Source organism: Streptomyces aureoversilis, assembly GCF_042657885.1.
Taxonomy (GTDB): Bacteria; Actinomycetota; Actinomycetes; order Streptomycetales; family Streptomycetaceae; genus Streptomyces; species Streptomyces aureoversilis.
The window spans coordinates 116211-132675 of the sequence record NZ_JBHSKJ010000005.1 but is presented as its reverse complement, the minus strand read 5'-3'; the positions used below and the strand labels follow the sequence as shown (position 1 = coordinate 132675).

Sequence of the window (16465 nt, the reverse complement as noted above, 5' to 3'; positions counted from 1 at the left end):
GCGGCGGTACCGGTCAATTCCGGTACCGCCGCTGGCATGTTCGCCGGGTTACCATGCGTGCACGATGTTTGCCCATCAGGTCGGGAACTTCGCCCGTCACCTGGTGCGGCTGGCCCGTAATCGACGGGTCGGCGTCGCGTGGGTGCCCGACGTTCATGCTTCGGTCCGTGGGGCCGTGGTGCGTGAAGGGCGTCCTCCCGGATGTCCCTGGTCTCGCGGGCCGTTAAGTCCTTTCTACTCCTGTAGCTGCTGAAGTGGAAGGCTGAGCCGCAGATCTTTGTATTTAATGCTGAATCTGGGCAATGCGGACACCCGGTTCGCGGCGCCTGCCGGCCAGCCAGACGAGACCCGCCGTGGCTGCGGCGGCGCCGACCGCCGCCGCGGCGACGAGGGCGGGACGCGAGGGCATCGACAGGGCGGGCACCCGCTGCTTGAGCCGCACCGGGCGGTTGAAGGTGAGAACCGGCCAGTCGCGTGCCGCGGCTTCGCGGCGCAGCGCCCGGTCGGGGTTGACCGCGTGAGGGTGGCCGACCGTTTCGAGCATGGGGATGTCGGTGATCGAGTCGCTGTAGGCGTAGCAGCGCGACAGGTCGTATCCCTCGGATTCGGCGAGCTCCTTGACGGCCTCGGCCTTGGTGGGGCCGTAGGCGTAGTACTCCACTTCGCCGGTGAAGGCGCCGTTCTCGACGACCATGCGGGTGGCGACCACGCGGTCGGCGCCCAGGAGTTCACCGATGGGCTCGACGACCTCGGCGCCCGAGGTGCTGACAATCACCACGTCGCGCCCGGCGGTGTGGTGTGCTTCGATGAGGGAGGCGGCTTCGTCGTAAATGATCGGGTCGATGAGTTCGTGCAGAGTCTCGGCGACGATCTCGCGGACCTGCTGGACATTCCAGCCCCTGCAGAGCGCGGAGAGATACTCGCGCATCCGCTCCATCTGATCGTGGTCGGCTCCGCCGGCGAGGAAGACGAACTGTGCGTACGCGGTGCGCAGCACGGCACGCCGGTTGATCAAGCCACCTTGGTAGAACGACTTGCTGAAGGTGAGCGTGCTCGACTTCGCAATGACCGTCTTGTCCAGATCAAAGAACGCGGCTGTCCGGGGCAACGAGTGGTTTTCCACGATGCCGAGCATAGGCGCCCTCCATTCGGCGTAAGCTGAGGCGTGTGGGTTTGCCTGAGAAGGCTCTCGGGTACACCATGGAAGTCACGGATCGTTCGCGACCGTGTCTAACCCGGTCCGACTCCTCCCCCCCCCGAGTCGGCCGTGGGGACGACCCCCGCTCTCCCCCCCGGCGGGGGTCGTCGCATGTCCGGATGCTTTTTGCAGAGCCTCATCCGGCATTCCTCCCTCCCGCGCCGCCCGCTCGGCGGCTGCCTCCCCTCCTTCATACACGCTACGCAGCGTAATCGGCGAGCTGCTCTCCGGAAGTCACCGGTATAGGTGACCGGGATATTCACAGCGGTTGAGTTGTCCACAGTTTTTGACCAAGATCCACATTATTTTCCAGTTCCCTGCACGGTGATTCCCCCGCGCTCTTCCGCGATGTCCGCGGATGCGAGAGCGCGCAGTGAGACGGGGAGGACGCCGTGGCCGGATCCAGCGCATCCGATTGGCCGCCCGCCGCCGGCAGGAGGCGGCGCGGACCACTGATCATCGTCGAGGACGAGGAGCTGCTCGATGACCTGTTGCGCCTGTGCGCGGCGGCCGGAGCAGTGCCCGAAGTGGCGCACGGGGCACCGGCGCGCCGAGGTGCGGGGCAGGATCCGCCGCTGATCCTGGTCGGCGAGGACTGCGCCCGCCGGCTGCGCGGCTCCCGCCTCGCGGCGCACGGGGAGGCGGTGCTGCTCGTCGGCCGGGACCGCGGCGACGCCGGGGTGTGGCGGCTGGCCATGGAGATCGGCGCCCGGGACGTGGCGCTGCTGCCCGGCTGCGAGGGCCGGCTCGTGGAGCGGATCGCCGATGCCGTCGAGGGGGCCGGGCGGCCCGCCCTCACCGTCGGGGTGATCGGCGGTCGGGGCGGCGCGGGGGCGAGCACGCTCGCGTGCGCGCTCGCCGTCGGTGCGGCCGGCGCCGGGCGGCGCACCATGCTCATCGACGGCGACCCCTTGGGTGGCGGCCTCGACGTCCTGCTCGGAGGTGAGAGGGCCGAGGGGCTGCGCTGGCCGGCCTTCGCCGACTCCCGGGGCCGGGTGGCGTGTCACGCCCTGGAGGAGGCCCTGCCCGAGCTCCACTCGCTGCGCCTGCTCAGCTGGGACCGGAGCCCGTGCACGGCCGTGCCGCCCGATGCGATGAAGGCCGTGCTGGCCGCAGCGCGCCGCCGTGGCGGCGCGGTCGTCGTCGACCTGCCGCGCAGGCTGGACGAAGCGGCCCTCGAAGCCCTCGGGCAGCTGGACGCGGGCTTGTTGGTGGTGCCTGCCGAGCTGCGGGCCGTGGCCGCGGCCCACCGCGTCGCCGCCACCGTCGGCGCCGTCCTCGGCGATCTGCGGGTGGTCGTCCGCGGCCCGCGCGCCTCCGGGCTCGACGGAGAGGAGATCGCCCGCCTCCTCGGCCTGCCCCTCGCAGGCGACCTCCCGCCGGAGACGGGCCTGCAGGCCGCGCTCGCGGCAGGCAGACCGCCGGGCGGCGAGCGTGGCCCGCTGGCCCGGTTCTGCACCGACTTCTGGGCCTGCTTCGAGGCCGCTCAGGGGGCGTCGGCATGAGCCCCGGACTGCTGGACGCCGTACGGCTGCGGCTGGCCGAGAGCGGAGCCGATCCCACGCCCGCCAGAGTCGCCGAGGCCCTGCGCCAGGAGGGGCGGCTGCTGGGGGACGCCGAGATCCTCGGCGTCGCGGCCCGGCTGCGCTCCGAACTGATCGGCGCCGGCCCGCTCGAGCGGCTGCTCGCCGAGTCCGATGTCACCGATGTCCTGGTCACGGCGCCCGACGAGGTCTGGGTCGACCGCGGCGCCGGCCTGGAGCGCGCGGACGTGATCTTCCCGGATGCGGCAGCGGTGCGCAGGCTCGCCCAGCGGCTCGCCGCGATCGCGGGCCGCCGGCTGGACGACGCCCGTCCCTGGGTCGACGCGCGGCTTCCCGACGGGACCCGGCTGCATGCGGTGCTGCCTCCGATCGCCGTCGGCTCGACGTGCCTGTCCTTGCGTGTCGTCAGGCCCCGCGCCTTCACCCTGGCGGACCTGACGGCTGCCGGGACCGTGCCGACGGGCGGGGAGCGGCTGCTGCGGGCGGTGCTGGAGGCGCGGCTGTCGTTCATCGTGAGCGGTGGTACGGGCTCCGGCAAGACGACGTTGCTGACCACTTTGCTGGGGCTGGTGGCGCCGGACGAGCGGATCGTCCTCGCAGAGGATTCGGCCGAACTGCGCCCGGACCACCCGCATGTCGTCCGGCTGGAGACCCGTCCGGCGAACCAGGAGGGCATGGGTCTGGTCACCTTGCGGGACCTGGTGAGGCAGGCCCTGCGGATGAGGCCGGACCGGCTGGTGGTGGGCGAGGTCCGCGGACCGGAGGTCACGGACCTGCTGGCCGCGCTCAATACGGGCCACGAGGGCGGCTGCGGCACGGTGCATGCGAACGCCGCGGCGGACGTGCCCGCCCGGCTGGAGGCGCTCGGCTCCACGGCGGGGCTCGACCGTGCCGCGTTGCACAGCCAGTTGGCGGCCGGGCTGTCGGTCGTGATCCACCTGGTGCGGGAGCGGAGCGGCCGTCGGCGGGTCGCCGAGGTGCATGTGCTCGAGCGGGACGGCGCCGGGTTCGTCACCACGGTGCCCGCCGCCGTATGGGGGGCCGCCGGCTTTCAGGAGGCGCGCGGCTGGGCCCGGCTGGCGGAGCTGTGCGAGCGGGGCGGAGTGACGCCGTGACGGCCGCCGGGACGATGCCGCCGGCCACGCTCGCGGGCGTTGCCGCGCTGGGTGCCCTGTTCATGGCCTGGCCGCCGGGCGGTTCCGGGAGGGAGCTGCGCCGCGCCCGGCTGATGTTCGCAGGCGGCGGGTCGCTCGTACCCCCTGCGCCTTGGCCGCCCGCCCTGGTGGGCGAGTGGGGTGCCCGCCTGCGGCGCTGGGCGCGGGCCCGGAAGGAGTTGGTGTGCCTCCCGCTCGGCGGCGCCGTGGCTCTGCTGGGAGGGTCGGTGCTGCCGCTGCTGGCGGCGCTGGCGGCCGTGCCGCTCGTACGCAGGTGGCTGGCCGCCCGCGGAGAGCAGCGCGCAAGGGAGCGGCGGGAAGCGGCCGTGATCGAGCTGTGCGGGACCGTCGCGGGCGAACTGCGGGCCGGCCGGCAGCCCGGCCAGGCGCTGGCCGGTGTGCCCGCGGGGGACTTGGGGCCGCAGTGGACGGCGGTCTCGGCGGCGGCGAGGTTCGGCGGGGACGTGCCGGAGGCACTGAGGGCCGTGGCCGCCCATCCCGGGGCCGAGGGGCTGCACGGTGTGGCCGCCTGCTGGCGCGTCGCCGTCGACGGGGGTGCGGGGCTTGCCACCGGGCTCGACCGGGTCTCTGCGGCCCTGAGCGCCGAGCGGGACCAAAGGGAGGAGCTGCGCTCGCAGTTGGCGGGCGCGCGGTCCACCGCGGTGATGCTGGCCCTGCTGCCCGTGCTCGCCCTGCTGATGGGCAGTGCGCTGGGCGCGGCGCCGCTGCGGGTGCTGCTGCACACCCCGGCCGGGCTGTGCTGTCTGCTCCTCGGCGGGCTCCTGGAGGCCGCCGGCATCGCCTGGACCGGGCGGATCGTACGGGCGGCGGCGGGGGAGCGAGGAAGGGCCGTCGGCCCCGGCGCGCCCGGCCCGGCGGAAGGGAAGGCGTCGTGAGGGAAAATGTTATCCACAGCCTGTGGATGATGATTCTTCCGGGAATCGCTTCCTTCGCTGCAGTGGTGGTGGCGGTCCGTGTGCGCAGGAGGCGGACGGTACGCCGCCGGATCACTGCTCTGTTCGGCGGGGCGCCGGCGAGGGCTGTGAAGGCGCAGCGACTGCGTGCCCTGGCCGGTCGGCTGCCGGGGCTCCGGGACGGGCTGTTCGCAGCCGGGGCCGGAGCCGCAGGGGTCATCCTTCTCGGTGGAGCCGCAGGCTGCGCAGCGGGACTCGCCGCCGCGTACGGCATGTGGCGGTGGCTGCGGCGCCGGAAGCGGGACGGCGGGCCCGACGGCCTTCCGGTCGAAGAGGTCGAGCGGCAACTTCCGCTGGCCGCCGACCTCATGGCGGCGTGCCTGGCCGCCGGGGCCGGGCCGAGGGAGGCCGCCGATGCGGTCGGCGTGTCGCTGGGCGGCCCGGTGGGCGAGAGGCTCGCCCGCGCCGCGGCGGAGGTCCGGCTCGGCGGAGACCCGGCCACGGCCTGGAGCCGGCTGGGCGGCCTCCCCGGCGCCCGAGGGCTCGCCCGCTGCCTGGAGCGGGCCCAGGCGACGGGAGTGCCCGCAGTGGAGCCCATGTCCCGGCTCGCGGGTCATCTGAGGGCTCAGCGCGGCAGGACGGCCGGCATACGGGCCCGGCGCGCGGGCGTCCTGGCGACGGCCCCTCTCGGGCTGTGCTTCCTGCCCGCGTTCCTGACGGTCGGTGTGGTGCCCGTGGTGATCGGGCTGGCGAGCGGTCTGACGAAAGGACATTGACGGTGAGTGGAGTGAAGGTCGTGGCCGTACGGACGGGGGAGAACGTGATGGTCCTGCGAGGGATGCCGGGGCGCAGAGTCTGGCGGGCGGCGCCGCGGTCGCGGCAGGGCGCGGGGAGCGTACGGCGGCGGGTGCCGGCCAGGCCGCGCCTGTGGCCGGCGGCCTGGCCGAACGGGCGTCCGCGGGCCCTTGCCGGCGCCGATGCGGGCATGTCGACTGCCGAGTACGCCGTGGGCACCGTGGCCGCCTGTGCGCTCGCCGCGGTGCTCTACAAGGTGGTCACGAGCGGCGCGGTCAGCGCGGCGCTGCAGGGACTCATCGGGAGGGCGCTCAATGCGCCATTCTGACGGCCTGTCGGGCGCGGAGCCTGATGCGGCGTCCAGCCGCCCACCCGGCAAGGGCACTGACGGCGGCTATGTGACCGCCGAGGCCGCGATGGCGCTCCCGGCCCTGATCCTGTTCGGTGCGGCCCTGATCTGGGGGCTGATGGCGGCCGGCGCGCAGATCCAGTGCGTGGACGCCGCCCGGGCAGGGGCCCGGGCGGCGGCCCGGTCCGATCCTGTGGGCGTCGCGGTCGCGTCGGCGCGGTCCGCCGCGCCGCCGGGTTCCCGCATCGCCGTGATGCGCGAGGGCGATCTCGTACGGGTGCGGGTCGAGGCCAGGGCGGCCGGCCCGCTGGCTCTCAGGCTGGGCGGAGAGGCGGTGGCCCTTGCGGAGGAGACGGTGCGGTGACCGGGGCGTGGCGACGGTGTGGGTGGCGGTCGCGGCCGCCGCGCTCTGCGCGGTGTTCGCGGTGCTGCTGGCCATGGGGCAGGCAGTGGTGGCCCGCCATCGCGCAGGCGGTGCGGCGGACCTGGCGGCGCTGGCGGCGGCCGACCATGCCCTCGACGGGCAGGAGACCGCGTGCGGCCTCGCCCGGCGGGTGGCCGCCGCCCAGGGGGCGAGAGTGGTGCGCTGCGCCGTGAGCGGCGAGATCGCCGAGGTCGCGGCCGAGGCGAGGGCGGGGCCGTACGCCGTCCGGGTGCGGTCGCGGGCGGGGCCCGCGGAGGCGGCGGGGATCGAGCCCGTTGCGTCCGTGCGGCTCACCCGTCCTTCGGGGCGTCCTTGAGGAGCCGGGCCAGGAGGCGTATGGCGGCCCGCTTGTCGAGAGGGTCGTTGCCGTTGCCGCACTTGGGGGACTGGACGCAGGAGGGGCAGCCGGTGTCGCACTCGCAGGCGGCGATCGCCTCGCGCGTGGCGGTGAGCCAGCCCGCGGCGGTGTGGAAGGCCCTCTCGGCGAAGCCCGCGCCGCCGGGGTGGCCGTCGTAGACGAAGACGGTCGGCAGGAGCGTGTCGGGGTGCAGGGGGACGGAGACGCCGCCGATGTCCCAGCGGTCGCAGGTGGCGAAGAGGGGGAGCATGCCGATGGAGGCGTGTTCCGCGGCGTGCAGGGCGCCTCCGAGGGCCTCGGGGGCGATCCGGGCCTCCTCGAGCTGGTCCTCGGTGACGGTCCACCACACGGCGCGGGTGCGCAGCGTACGCGGCGGCAGGTCCAGCTTGGACTCGCCGAGGACCTCGCCGGTGATGAGCCGGCGGCGGAGGAAGGAGACGACCTGGTTGGTGACCTCGACCGAGCCGAAGCACAGCCGCGCCTCGCCCCAGGGGATCTCGGCGCTGGTCTCCAGGATGGAGACGGCCGTCGTGTCGCGGGCCGTCGTCGAGTACGGCGGGTCGGCCTGCTCGACGAGGGCGACGGAGTCCTCCAGGTCGAGCCGGCGGACGAGGTAGGTCCGGCCCTGGTGGAGGTGGACCGCGCCCTCGTGGACGGAGGTGTGGGCGGCGCCCGCGTCCACGGTGCCCAGCAGCCGCCCGGTGCCCTCTTCGACGACCTGGACGGGGCGGCCCCCGCCGCCCCGGATGTCGGTGAGGTCGGCGGCGCGCTCGCGCCGGGTCCAGTGCCAGGCGGCGCCGCGGCGGCGGAGCAGCTTGCGCGCTTCGAGCTGGGCGAGCAGGCCCGGCGTCTCGGGCCCGAACAGGGACAGGTCGGCCTCGGTGAGCGGCAGCTCGGCGGCCGCGGCGCACAGATGGGGGGCGAGGACGTAGGGGTTGTCGGGATCGAGGACGGTGGATTCCACGGGCTGCCGGAAGAGCGCCTCGGGGTGGTGGACGAGATAGGTGTCCAGGGGGTCGTCGCGGGCGATCAGCACGGCGAGGGCTCCCCGGCCCGTACGGCCCGCGCGGCCGGCCTGCTGCCACAGGGAGGCCCGCGTGCCCGGATAGCCGGTCAGGAGGACGGCGTCGAGGCCGGCGACGTCGACGCCGAGCTCCAGGGCGGTCGTCGCGGACAGGCCCAGCAGTTCGCCGCTGTGCAGGGCGCGCTCGATGGAGCGGCGCTCCTCGGGGAGGTAGCCGCCTCGGTAGGCGGCGACACGCCCGGGCAGGGAGCGGTTTACGGCCGCGAGGCGCTCCTGGGCGATCAGGGCGATGAGCTCGGCGCCGCGCCGTGACCGCACGAAGGCGACGGTGCGGACGCCCTGGACGACGAGGTCGGTGAGGAGCTCGGCGCTCTCGGCGGTGGCGGTGCGGCGCACGGGGGCCCCTCGCTCGCCGTGGAGCTCGGTGAGGGGCGGCTCCCAGAGGGCGAAGACCAGCTCGCCGCGCGGAGAGGCGTCATCGGTGATCTCCACCACCGGAACGCCCGTCAGCCGGCCGGCGGCGGTGGCCGGATCGGAGGAGGTGGCCGAGGCGAGGAGGAAGACCGGATCGGCCCCGTAGCGGGCGCAGACACGCCGGAGCCGGCGCAGGACCTGGGCGACGTGCGAGCCGAAGACGCCCCGGTAGGTGTGGCACTCGTCGATGACGACGTAGCGCAGGGCACGCAGGAAGGAGGACCACTTGGGGTGGGCGGGCAGGATCGAGCGGTGGAGCATGTCGGGGTTGGTGAGCGCGTAATTGGCGTACTGGCGCACCCACTCGCGCTCCTCGACGGGGGTGTCCCCGTCGTAGACGGCGGGCCGCACGCCCTTGCCCAGGGGCTCGGCGAGGGCCTTCACGGCGCGCCGCTGATCGGCGGCGAGGGCCTTGGTGGGGGCGAGGTACAGCGCGGTCGCCCCGCGGCCGTTCGGGGCCTCTGAGCCGTCCAGCAGGGCGCTGAGGACCGGTGCCAGGTACGCGAGGGACTTCCCGGAGGCGGTTCCGGTGGCCACGACCACCGATTCGCCGCGCAGCGCGTGCTCGGCGGTGAGCGCCTGATGGGCCCACGGCCGCTCGATGCCGGCCGCCCGGACGGCCTCCACCACTTCCGGCCGGATCTTCTCAGGCCAGGGGGCATGACGTCCGGGACGCGGGGGCAAGTGCTCCGTATGAGTGATGCGTGCAGCCCTGTCCGCCCCGGTGGTCAGTCGGTCGAGGACTGTCCGGGGAGCGGGATGTACGCCCGCCTCCGGCGGGAGTTGATCGTTGGCCATCGGCACCGAGTGTGTCACTGGCGTGACGGACAATGGCGTCAAGGCGTCGTGCGCGCCTGCCGGTAAGTGATTGAATGCCATCGCGGCTGCCGATCCATGGGGGGCGACCGCTCGATGCAAGGTGCTGGAGGATCCGTGGACCTGTCCCTGTCGACCGAGACCGTAGGCGACCGTACGGTTGTCCGGGTCGGTGGCGAGATTGATGTGTACACCGCGCCCAAGCTGCGTGAGCAGCTGGTCGAGCTTGTCAACGACGGCAGCTATCACCTCGTCGTGGACATGGAGGGCGTCGACTTCCTCGACTCCACCGGGCTCGGCGTCCTGGTCGGCGGGCTGAAGCGGGTGCGTGCCCATGAGGGCTCGCTGCGCCTGGTCTGCAACCAGGAGCGCATTCTCAAGATTTTCCGTATCACCGGCCTCACCAAGGTGTTCCCCATCCACACCTCGGTCGAGGACGCGGTGCAGGCGACCGACTGAGGTCGCCGGGGAAGACTGTCACGCGGGGGGCACCCGGGCTCACGGGTCCGGCCCCCTCGTGAGTCCGCCCTTTTCCGGATGAGGGGGAGAGGGCACGTACGACCGAGGGGGATGGCATGGCCACCGTCGAACTGCTCTTCAGTGCCCTTCCCGAGCATGTCCGGACCGCTCGGCTGGTGGCGGCCGCGGTGGCGCGCCGTGCCGGTGTGGACGAGGCCGTGCTGGACGAGGTCCGGCTCGCCGTGGGCGAGGCCTGCTCACGCGCGGTGGGGCTGCACATCAGCAATGAGGTGACCACCCCCGTCCGGGTGACGCTGATCGAGGACGAGAAGAAGTTCTCCATCGAGGTCGGGGACGACGCCCCCGCACCGGAGGCGCTCGCTGCCGCGAACGGCTCGGAGCGCGCCTCGGGCGGCCCCGAGGAGGGCGCTGCCGACAACGAGGACGACATGGGCCTCGCGGTCATCAGCGGCCTGGTCGACGACGTCGAGGTGACGGCGGACGAACGCGGCGGCCTGATCCGGATGAGCTGGCCGATCGCTCCCGCGGCCGTGGCGCCGTAGCCCGTCCGGGCGTATCGCCGTATCCGGCCCTCCTCGGACGGCCGTAACTCCCGGCTGCCCTGTCCGGCCGTTCCGATGAGGCCCGCTGGATGGCCGTCGCACGATCCACCGGCTTCCTGTGCACCGAGCAGCCATAATTCTGCGATCTTTTCTCCGCCCTCCTGCATCCGGCGGCGCCTCGTGGCCGGCGAGCGCCGCGTGCCCCGTGGATCGTTCCTTCCGGGCCAATCGATCTTCCGGCTGATTCCGGTGATTCCGGCGATCTTCCGGAATGGATCTCGCGGCGGTCCCCATTTCCCGATCACTGCTGATCGCCATTGATCGCCGTTCCGGATCTCCGCCCGCGATCGTTTATCCGGCCGATCATTCACTCGATCTTCACTTGCACAGGCCAATTCCATTTGCCGCGCTCTGTTTTGATCTCGCCATGCTCCCTACAATCCGTCCATCTTGAGCTCAGGACGCCTGAGCGTGGCTGCTGTTCCGTGATCTCCCTTTCGTGATCGCGGATCAGCTGCGCGCCCATGTGCCAAACGTCAGGGAGGACGAATGGCGGGGCCCTTCACCCCTCGACAGGTGGACTTTCAACAGCTCGACTTCACCCGGAATCTCGCGGCCGAACTCACCCAGGGCAACCGCACCATGGTGATCGTGATCGCGGCCGTCGCACTCGCGGCGCTCGTGGTCGCCGTCGCCCTGGTGCGGCAGGTCCTCGCGGCGGGCGAGGGAACCGACAACATGAGAAGGATCGCGGCGGCCGTGCAGGAGGGCGCGAACGCCTATCTCGCACGGCAGTTGCGCACCCTCGGCGTATTCGCCGTGGCGGTGTTCTTCCTCCTGATGCTCCTGCCGGCCGACAACTGGTCGCAGCGCATCGGGCGTTCGGGCTTCTTCCTGATCGGAGCGCTCTTCTCGGCGGCCACCGGCTATATCGGCATGTGGCTCGCCGTGCGCAGCAACGTGCGGGTCGCCGCGGCGGCCCGCGAGGCCACTCCGGCACAGGGCGAGCCCGAGAAGGACCTGACGGCCGTTTCCCACAAGGCCATGAAGATTGCGTTCCGGACGGGTGGCGTCGTCGGGATGTTCACCGTGGGGCTCGGCCTGCTGGGCGCCTCCTGCGTGGTGCTCGTGTACGCGGCCGACGCGCCCAAGGTGCTGGAGGGGTTCGGCTTCGGCGCGGCGCTGCTGGCGATGTTCATGAGGGTCGGCGGCGGCATCTTCACCAAGGCGGCCGACGTCGGCGCCGACCTCGTCGGCAAGGTCGAACAGGGGATCCCCGAGGACGACCCGCGCAACGCCGCCACCATCGCGGACAACGTGGGGGACAACGTCGGCGACTGCGCGGGCATGGCCGCCGACCTCTTCGAGTCGTACGCCGTGACACTGGTCGCCGCGCTGATCCTCGGCAAGGCCGCCTTCGGCGACGCGGGGCTCGCCTTTCCCCTGCTCGTCCCCGCGATCGGCGTGCTCACGGCGATGGTCGGCATCTTCGCGGTCGCGCCGCGCCGCGCCGACCGCAGCGGGATGACCGCGATCAACCGCGGGTTCTTCATTTCGGCCGTCATATCGCTCGTGCTGGTGGCCGTTGCGGTGTTCGCGTACCTGCCCTCCAGCTACGCCGACCTCAAGGGCATCGGGGACGAGGCGATCCGCGGCCACGCGGGCGACCCGAGGGTGCTCGCGCTCGTGGCGGTGGCCATCGGCATCGTCCTCGCCGCACTCATCCAGCAGCTCACGGGGTACTTCACGGAGACCAGCCGGCGGCCCGTGCGGGACATCGGCAAGTCGTCCCTGACCGGACCGGCGACGGTCGTCCTCGCCGGCATCTCCATCGGCCTGGAGTCCGCCGTCTACTCGGCCGTGCTCATCGGGCTGGGCGTCTACGGGGCGTTCCTGCTCGGCGGCACGTCCATCATGCTGGCCCTGTTCGCCGTCGCGCTCGCCGGCACCGGCCTGCTGACCACGGTGGGCGTCATCGTCGCCATGGACACCTTCGGTCCGGTCTCCGACAACGCCCAGGGCATCGCCGAGATGTCCGGCGACGTCGAGGGGGCCGGCGCGCAGGTGCTCACCGACCTCGACGCCGTCGGCAACACCACCAAGGCCATCACGAAGGGCATCGCCATCGCCACGGCCGTCCTGGCGGCGTCGGCGCTCTTCGGCTCGTACCGCGACGCCATCGCCACCGCGGTGAAGGACGTGCACGCGAAGTCCGGTGAGCTGGGCCTGAGTCTGGACATCTCGCAGCCCAACAACCTCGTCGGTCTCATCCTCGGAGCCGCCGTCGTCTTCCTGTTCTCCGGACTGGCGATCAACGCCGTCTCGCGGTCGGCGGGCGCCGTGGTCTACGAGGTGCGGCGGCAGTTCCGCGAGCACCCCGGGATCATGGACTACAGCGAGAAGCCGGAGTACGGCCGCGTGGTGGACATCTGCACCAAGGACGCGCTGCGCGAACTCGCCACGCCCGGCCTGCTGGCCGTGATGGCGCCCATTGCCGTCGGGTTCTCGCTCGGCGTCGGCGCGCTCGGCTCGTACCTGGCGGGGGCCATCGGCACCGGCACCCTGATGGCCGTCTTCCTCGCCAACTCCGGTGGCGCCTGGGACAACGCCAAGAAGCTGGTGGAGGACGGCCACCACGGCGGCAAGGGCAGCGAGGCGCACGCGGCGACGGTCATCGGCGACACGGTCGGCGACCCGTTCAAGGACACCGCCGGGCCGGCCATCAATCCGCTGCTGAAGGTGATGAACCTGGTGGCGCTGCTGATCGCCCCTGCGGTGGTCAAGTTCTCCTACGGCGTCGACGCCAACAAGGGCCTGCGGATCGGGATCGCGGTGCTGGCGATCGTCGTCATCGTCGGTGCGGTGTACGTCTCCAAGCGGCGCGGGGTCGCGGTGGACGACGACGGGAACGCCGAGCGGACGGCGAAGCCCGCCGATCCGGCGGTGGTGTCGTGAAGAACTGATGCTCCGACACCTCGGGCCCGGGCCGGCGGCGTGCGCTGACGCTGCCGGCCCGGGTGCGCGTCGGCCCCGGTAGGTGCCGGCCCGGGTGCGCGTCGGCTCACGTGGACGTCGGCCCGGTTCCGGCACCCCCGCGGGTGCGGTGAATGCCACGCTGCGCTTGGTGCAAATGGCTTCAAAAGGAGGCATATGGTGTGCTCGCCTCCTGGGTGGTCCCGCTCGGACGTGTAAGTTCCGGGCCGAGAGCCATCGAAGGGACCGATCCGGTGAACAAGAAGCTTGCGGCCGTACTGTCCGGCGGTACGGCGCTCCTGCTGGCGCTGACCGGCTGCGGCAGCGACGACGAGGGCAACAAGAAGCTGGACGACTGGGCCAAGAAGGTCTGCGACCAGATGCAGCCCCAGGTGAAGAAGATCCTGGACGCCAACCAGTCGATCGCGAGCGTCCAGACCGAGGAGGACTCCAAGAAGGTCCAGCAGACCGACTCCGCCGCCTTCCAGGTCAGCGTCGACGCGTACAAGGCGCTCGCCAACGCGGTGCAGGACGCGGGCGCGCCGCCCGTCAAGGACGGCGAGACCAGCCAGAAGAACGCCGCCAAGGCGCTCAACGACCTCTCCACGGCGTACGCGAACCTGAAGAAGCGCAGCGACGCCCTCGACACCGGCGACAAGACCAAGTTCGGCGAGGGGCTCAGGGGCATCGGCGGGGACGTCGCCAAGCTCAGCGGCCAGAGCTCCGAGGCGCTCAAGAAGCTGCAGTCGGGCGACGTCGGCAAGGCCATGGCCAAGCAGCCGGGCTGCCAGAAGAACTCGCTCTCCCCGTCGCCCGCGAAGAGCTGACCCGGAGGACCGGGGCCCGGCCGCACGAACGGCGGGGTGCGGCGGCGCGTCCTCACGGACGCGACGCCGCACCCCGCCGCTTTCGTCGTTTGCCGGTGCCGCCCCCGACAATGGTCCCGTGAGTACGCTCCTTCCCGCCGCCGACCGCGCGCGCACCTCCCGGCTGCGCGACGCCCTGCTCGCCGCCGCCTTCACCGCCGACGGCCTCCTCGACCTGCTGGGCGCCCCCGCCTACGCCGCGCTCGCCCGCAGCGAGACCGTGCCCGCCTTGCGCGCCACGCGCGGCGACAGCCCGCTGGAGACGCTCGTCCGGCTCTTCCTGCTGCAGCGCCCGGCCCCGTACGCGCGCGCCGCGGCCGCACTGCCCGTCGACGACTGCCTCGCCGGAGGCTGGCTCGTCCGCGACGGGGACTCCGTGCGCGCCACCGTGGACGTGCGCCCGTACGGCGGCCCGGAGGGGGAGGACTGGTGGATCGTCTCCGACCTCGGCTGCGCGGTCGGCGGCGCCGGCGGCATCGCCGGGGGCGGGACCGGCCCCTCGGGAGTCGACCGCTCGCAGCTCGTCCTCGGCGTCGGTGGCGCCTCGACGACCCTCGCCGGGCTCACCGTCCGCACGCCCGTCGCGAGCGCCCTCGACCTGGGCACGGGCTCCGGCATCCAGGCGCTGCACGCGAGCCGGCACGCCACGCGCGTGACCGCTACGGACCTCAACCCGCGCGCCCTGCACATCACGCGGCTCACCCTGGAGCTCTCCGGCGCCGCCGAGGCCGACCTGCGCGAGGGCTCGCTCTTCGAGCCGGTCGCCCAGGACACCTTCGACCTGATCGTCTCCAACCCGCCGTTCGTCATCTCGCCCGGCGCTCGCCTGACCTACCGCGACGGCGGCATGGGCGGCGACGACCTGTGCCGCACCCTCGTCCAGCAGTCGGCCGACCGGCTCAACGACGGCGGCTACTGCCAGCTGCTCGCCAACTGGCAGCACGTGGAGGGCGAGGACTGGCGCGAGCGGCTCTCCTCCTGGGTGCCGCGCGGCTGCGACGCCTGGATCGTCCAGCGCGAGGTGCAGGACGTCGCCCAGTACGCCGAGCTGTGGCTGCGCGACGCGGGCGACCACCGCGCCGGCCCGGAGGAGTACGCGGCCCGCTACGACGCCTGGCTGGACGAGTTCGAGGCCCGTAAGACCAAGGGCATCGGATTTGGCTGGATCACGCTGCGTAAGTCGGGTGCCGACCGGCCGTCCGTCGTCGCCGAGGAATGGCCGCACCCGGTCGAGCAGCCGCTCGGCCCGGCCGTCAGCGCCCACTTCGACCGGCAGGACTTCCTGCGCAGGCACGACGACGCCGGGCTGCTCGCCGCCCGCTTCGCCCTGGCCGGCGAGGTCGTGCAGGAGCAGGTAGGCCTGCCGGGCGCGGAGGACCCCGAGCACGTGGTGCTCCGCCAGAACCGCGGCATGCGGCGGGCCACCAAGGTGGACACCGTGGGCGCGGGCTTCGCGGGCGTGTGCGACGGCTCCCTGAGCGCGGGGCGGATCCTCGACGCCATCGCCCAGCTGATCGGCGAGGACCCGGTGCTGCTGCGGGACCGGACGCCGGAGTCGATCAGGATGCTGGTCGAGCAGGGCTTCCTGACGCCCGTGGCGGAGTAGCGGCCCGGCGGTGGCTGTTGCCTGATCAGGGCGTGTTTTCGGTCACGGCCACCGGTCGCTGTGCGGCGCCGGCAGCCGTGACCGGGAAGCCCAGGGCGGCGGCCTCGGCGGCGACGGCGGCGAAGTCCGCCGAGGGGTTGAGCGCGGCGACGACGGCTGCCGTGAGCGGCTCGCCCGCGAGGACGGACGCCACGGCGGGGCGGCCCACGGGGCGTTCCCAGTAGTCCTCGGCGTCCTCCGCGTAGGCCTCCGCACGCGCTTCCAGGGTGCCGTCCGCCAGCAACTCGAAGAGCCAGGCGCCGTCCGTCCCGCCGTCCTCGAACACCACCGGGCCGCACTGCCACGCGGCGGCGCCGGTCTCGCGCCAGGCGCAGAGCGTGGCGTCGAAGAATCCGTCGAAGAGGAACGCCTCCTCGGCCGGGTACGCGGCGAGCGCGGCGGGCAGGCCGTCGAGCAGCCCGGGCCAGTGGGCGCGGGGCTCCTCGCGCCACGGCGTGGCCTCGCACTCGTGGTCGAAGGCGTACAGGAACACGCCCGCCGGGCCGAAGGCGATCGCGTAGAGATCGCCCGAGCCGTTGTCCATCGAGGCCAGCGCCGTGCCGTCACCCCAGTGGGGGTCGAAGGCGTGCGTCCGGTGCCCCGGGGTGTCCCGTTCCATGACGAGGTCCAGCACGGCGACGGCCCTGCAGTGCGCCAGGAGCGCCTGCGGATCCGGGAGCCTCGGTATGAGGTCGTGGACGGTTGCGAGCTCGGCGGGGGCTTCGGTCATGCCCGCATTGAAGCGCCCGCCACTGACAATGCCCGCCACTGGCAAAGCCCGCGGACGGCCGGTGCCCCGTGGGCCACGTGACGGGTCCCACGCCCCGCCGGTGTTTGCGGACCGCAATTCTGGACATCGTTTTCAGGACAACCTGTTGCCCGCGGTCCGTCCGGACGCATATGCGTCCG

At 72.8% G+C, this 16465-nt stretch carries 15 protein-coding genes; 12 read left to right on the top strand and 3 right to left on the bottom strand.

Translation table 11 applies throughout. The features are described from left to right. Positions 1–283: 283 nt before the first annotated feature. A complete protein-coding gene (locus ACFPP6_RS10620) occupies positions 284–1135 on the bottom strand; it encodes an HAD family hydrolase (protein ID WP_382039488.1) in 852 nt (283 codons plus the stop codon). Between the two features lie 455 nt (positions 1136–1590). Between ACFPP6_RS10620 and ssd the strand changes: the two genes are divergently transcribed. The 7 genes from ssd (at position 1591) to ACFPP6_RS10585 (ending at position 6694) form a co-directional block, all read left to right on the top strand. Then, positions 1591–2703, top strand: a complete 1113-nt coding sequence (gene ssd / locus ACFPP6_RS10615; protein ID WP_382039486.1) for a septum site-determining protein Ssd — start codon at positions 1591–1593, stop codon at positions 2701–2703. After that, positions 2700–3857, top strand: a complete 1158-nt coding sequence (locus ACFPP6_RS10610; RefSeq protein WP_382039483.1) for a TadA family conjugal transfer-associated ATPase — start codon at positions 2700–2702, stop codon at positions 3855–3857. The genes ssd and ACFPP6_RS10610 overlap by 4 nt, the downstream gene beginning before the upstream one ends. Positions 3858–3919: 62 nt before the next feature. Further along, complete coding sequence (locus ACFPP6_RS10605; protein WP_382040128.1) at positions 3920–4792, top strand: type II secretion system F family protein; 873 nt, start codon at positions 3920–3922, stop codon at positions 4790–4792. A 146-nt stretch (positions 4793–4938) separates the two neighbouring features. After that, on the top strand, positions 4939–5586 hold the full coding sequence (locus ACFPP6_RS10600) for a type II secretion system F family protein (protein ID WP_382039480.1): 648 nt from the start codon (positions 4939–4941) through the stop codon (positions 5584–5586). A gap of 2 nt (positions 5587–5588) precedes the next feature. Then, positions 5589–5933: a DUF4244 domain-containing protein gene (locus ACFPP6_RS10595; RefSeq protein ID WP_382039477.1), complete on the top strand. Its 345-nt coding sequence runs from the start codon at positions 5589–5591 to the stop codon at positions 5931–5933. Further along, positions 5920–6318 carry a TadE family type IV pilus minor pilin gene (locus tag ACFPP6_RS10590; RefSeq protein ID WP_382039474.1) on the top strand — a complete coding sequence of 133 codons (399 nt, stop codon included), beginning with the start codon at positions 5920–5922 and terminating at the stop codon, positions 6316–6318. The genes ACFPP6_RS10595 and ACFPP6_RS10590 overlap by 14 nt, the downstream gene beginning before the upstream one ends. Positions 6319–6325: 7 nt before the next feature. Then, positions 6326–6694: an Rv3654c family TadE-like protein gene (locus ACFPP6_RS10585; protein WP_382039471.1), complete on the top strand. Its 369-nt coding sequence runs from the start codon at positions 6326–6328 to the stop codon at positions 6692–6694. Here the strand turns inward: ACFPP6_RS10585 and ACFPP6_RS10580 are convergent. Further along, complete coding sequence (locus ACFPP6_RS10580) at positions 6669–9113, bottom strand: DEAD/DEAH box helicase (protein ID WP_382039469.1); 2445 nt, start codon at positions 9111–9113, stop codon at positions 6669–6671. The two genes, ACFPP6_RS10585 and ACFPP6_RS10580, sit on opposite strands and share 26 nt — an antisense overlap. A gap of 54 nt (positions 9114–9167) precedes the next feature. Here ACFPP6_RS10580 and bldG point away from each other — a divergent pair, with 54 nt between their 5' ends. The 5 genes from bldG to ACFPP6_RS10555 all read left to right on the top strand — a co-directional run bounded on the left by bldG (position 9168) and on the right by ACFPP6_RS10555 (position 15517). After that, positions 9168–9509: an anti-sigma factor antagonist BldG gene (gene bldG / locus ACFPP6_RS10575; protein WP_030367299.1), complete on the top strand. Its 342-nt coding sequence runs from the start codon at positions 9168–9170 to the stop codon at positions 9507–9509. Between the two features lie 116 nt (positions 9510–9625). After that, positions 9626–10072 (top strand): ATP-binding protein, encoded by a 447-nt coding sequence (locus ACFPP6_RS10570; RefSeq protein WP_382039466.1) that lies wholly within the window; start codon positions 9626–9628, stop codon positions 10070–10072. A gap of 549 nt (positions 10073–10621) precedes the next feature. Then, positions 10622–13027, top strand: a complete 2406-nt coding sequence (locus ACFPP6_RS10565) for a sodium-translocating pyrophosphatase (RefSeq protein ID WP_382039464.1) — start codon at positions 10622–10624, stop codon at positions 13025–13027. 272 nt (positions 13028–13299) lie between these two features. After that, positions 13300–13872, top strand: coding sequence for a small secreted protein (locus tag ACFPP6_RS10560; protein WP_382039461.1), 573 nt, complete (start codon positions 13300–13302; stop codon positions 13870–13872). 118 nt (positions 13873–13990) lie between these two features. Further along, positions 13991–15517 (top strand): DUF7059 domain-containing protein, encoded by a 1527-nt coding sequence (locus ACFPP6_RS10555; RefSeq protein WP_382039458.1) that lies wholly within the window; start codon positions 13991–13993, stop codon positions 15515–15517. Between the two features lie 25 nt (positions 15518–15542). On the opposite strand, the gene ACFPP6_RS10550 is transcribed toward ACFPP6_RS10555, so the two are convergent. Next, a complete protein-coding gene (locus tag ACFPP6_RS10550) occupies positions 15543–16286 on the bottom strand; it encodes a hypothetical protein (protein ID WP_382039456.1) in 744 nt (247 codons plus the stop codon). Between the last annotated feature and the right edge of the window lie 179 nt (positions 16287–16465).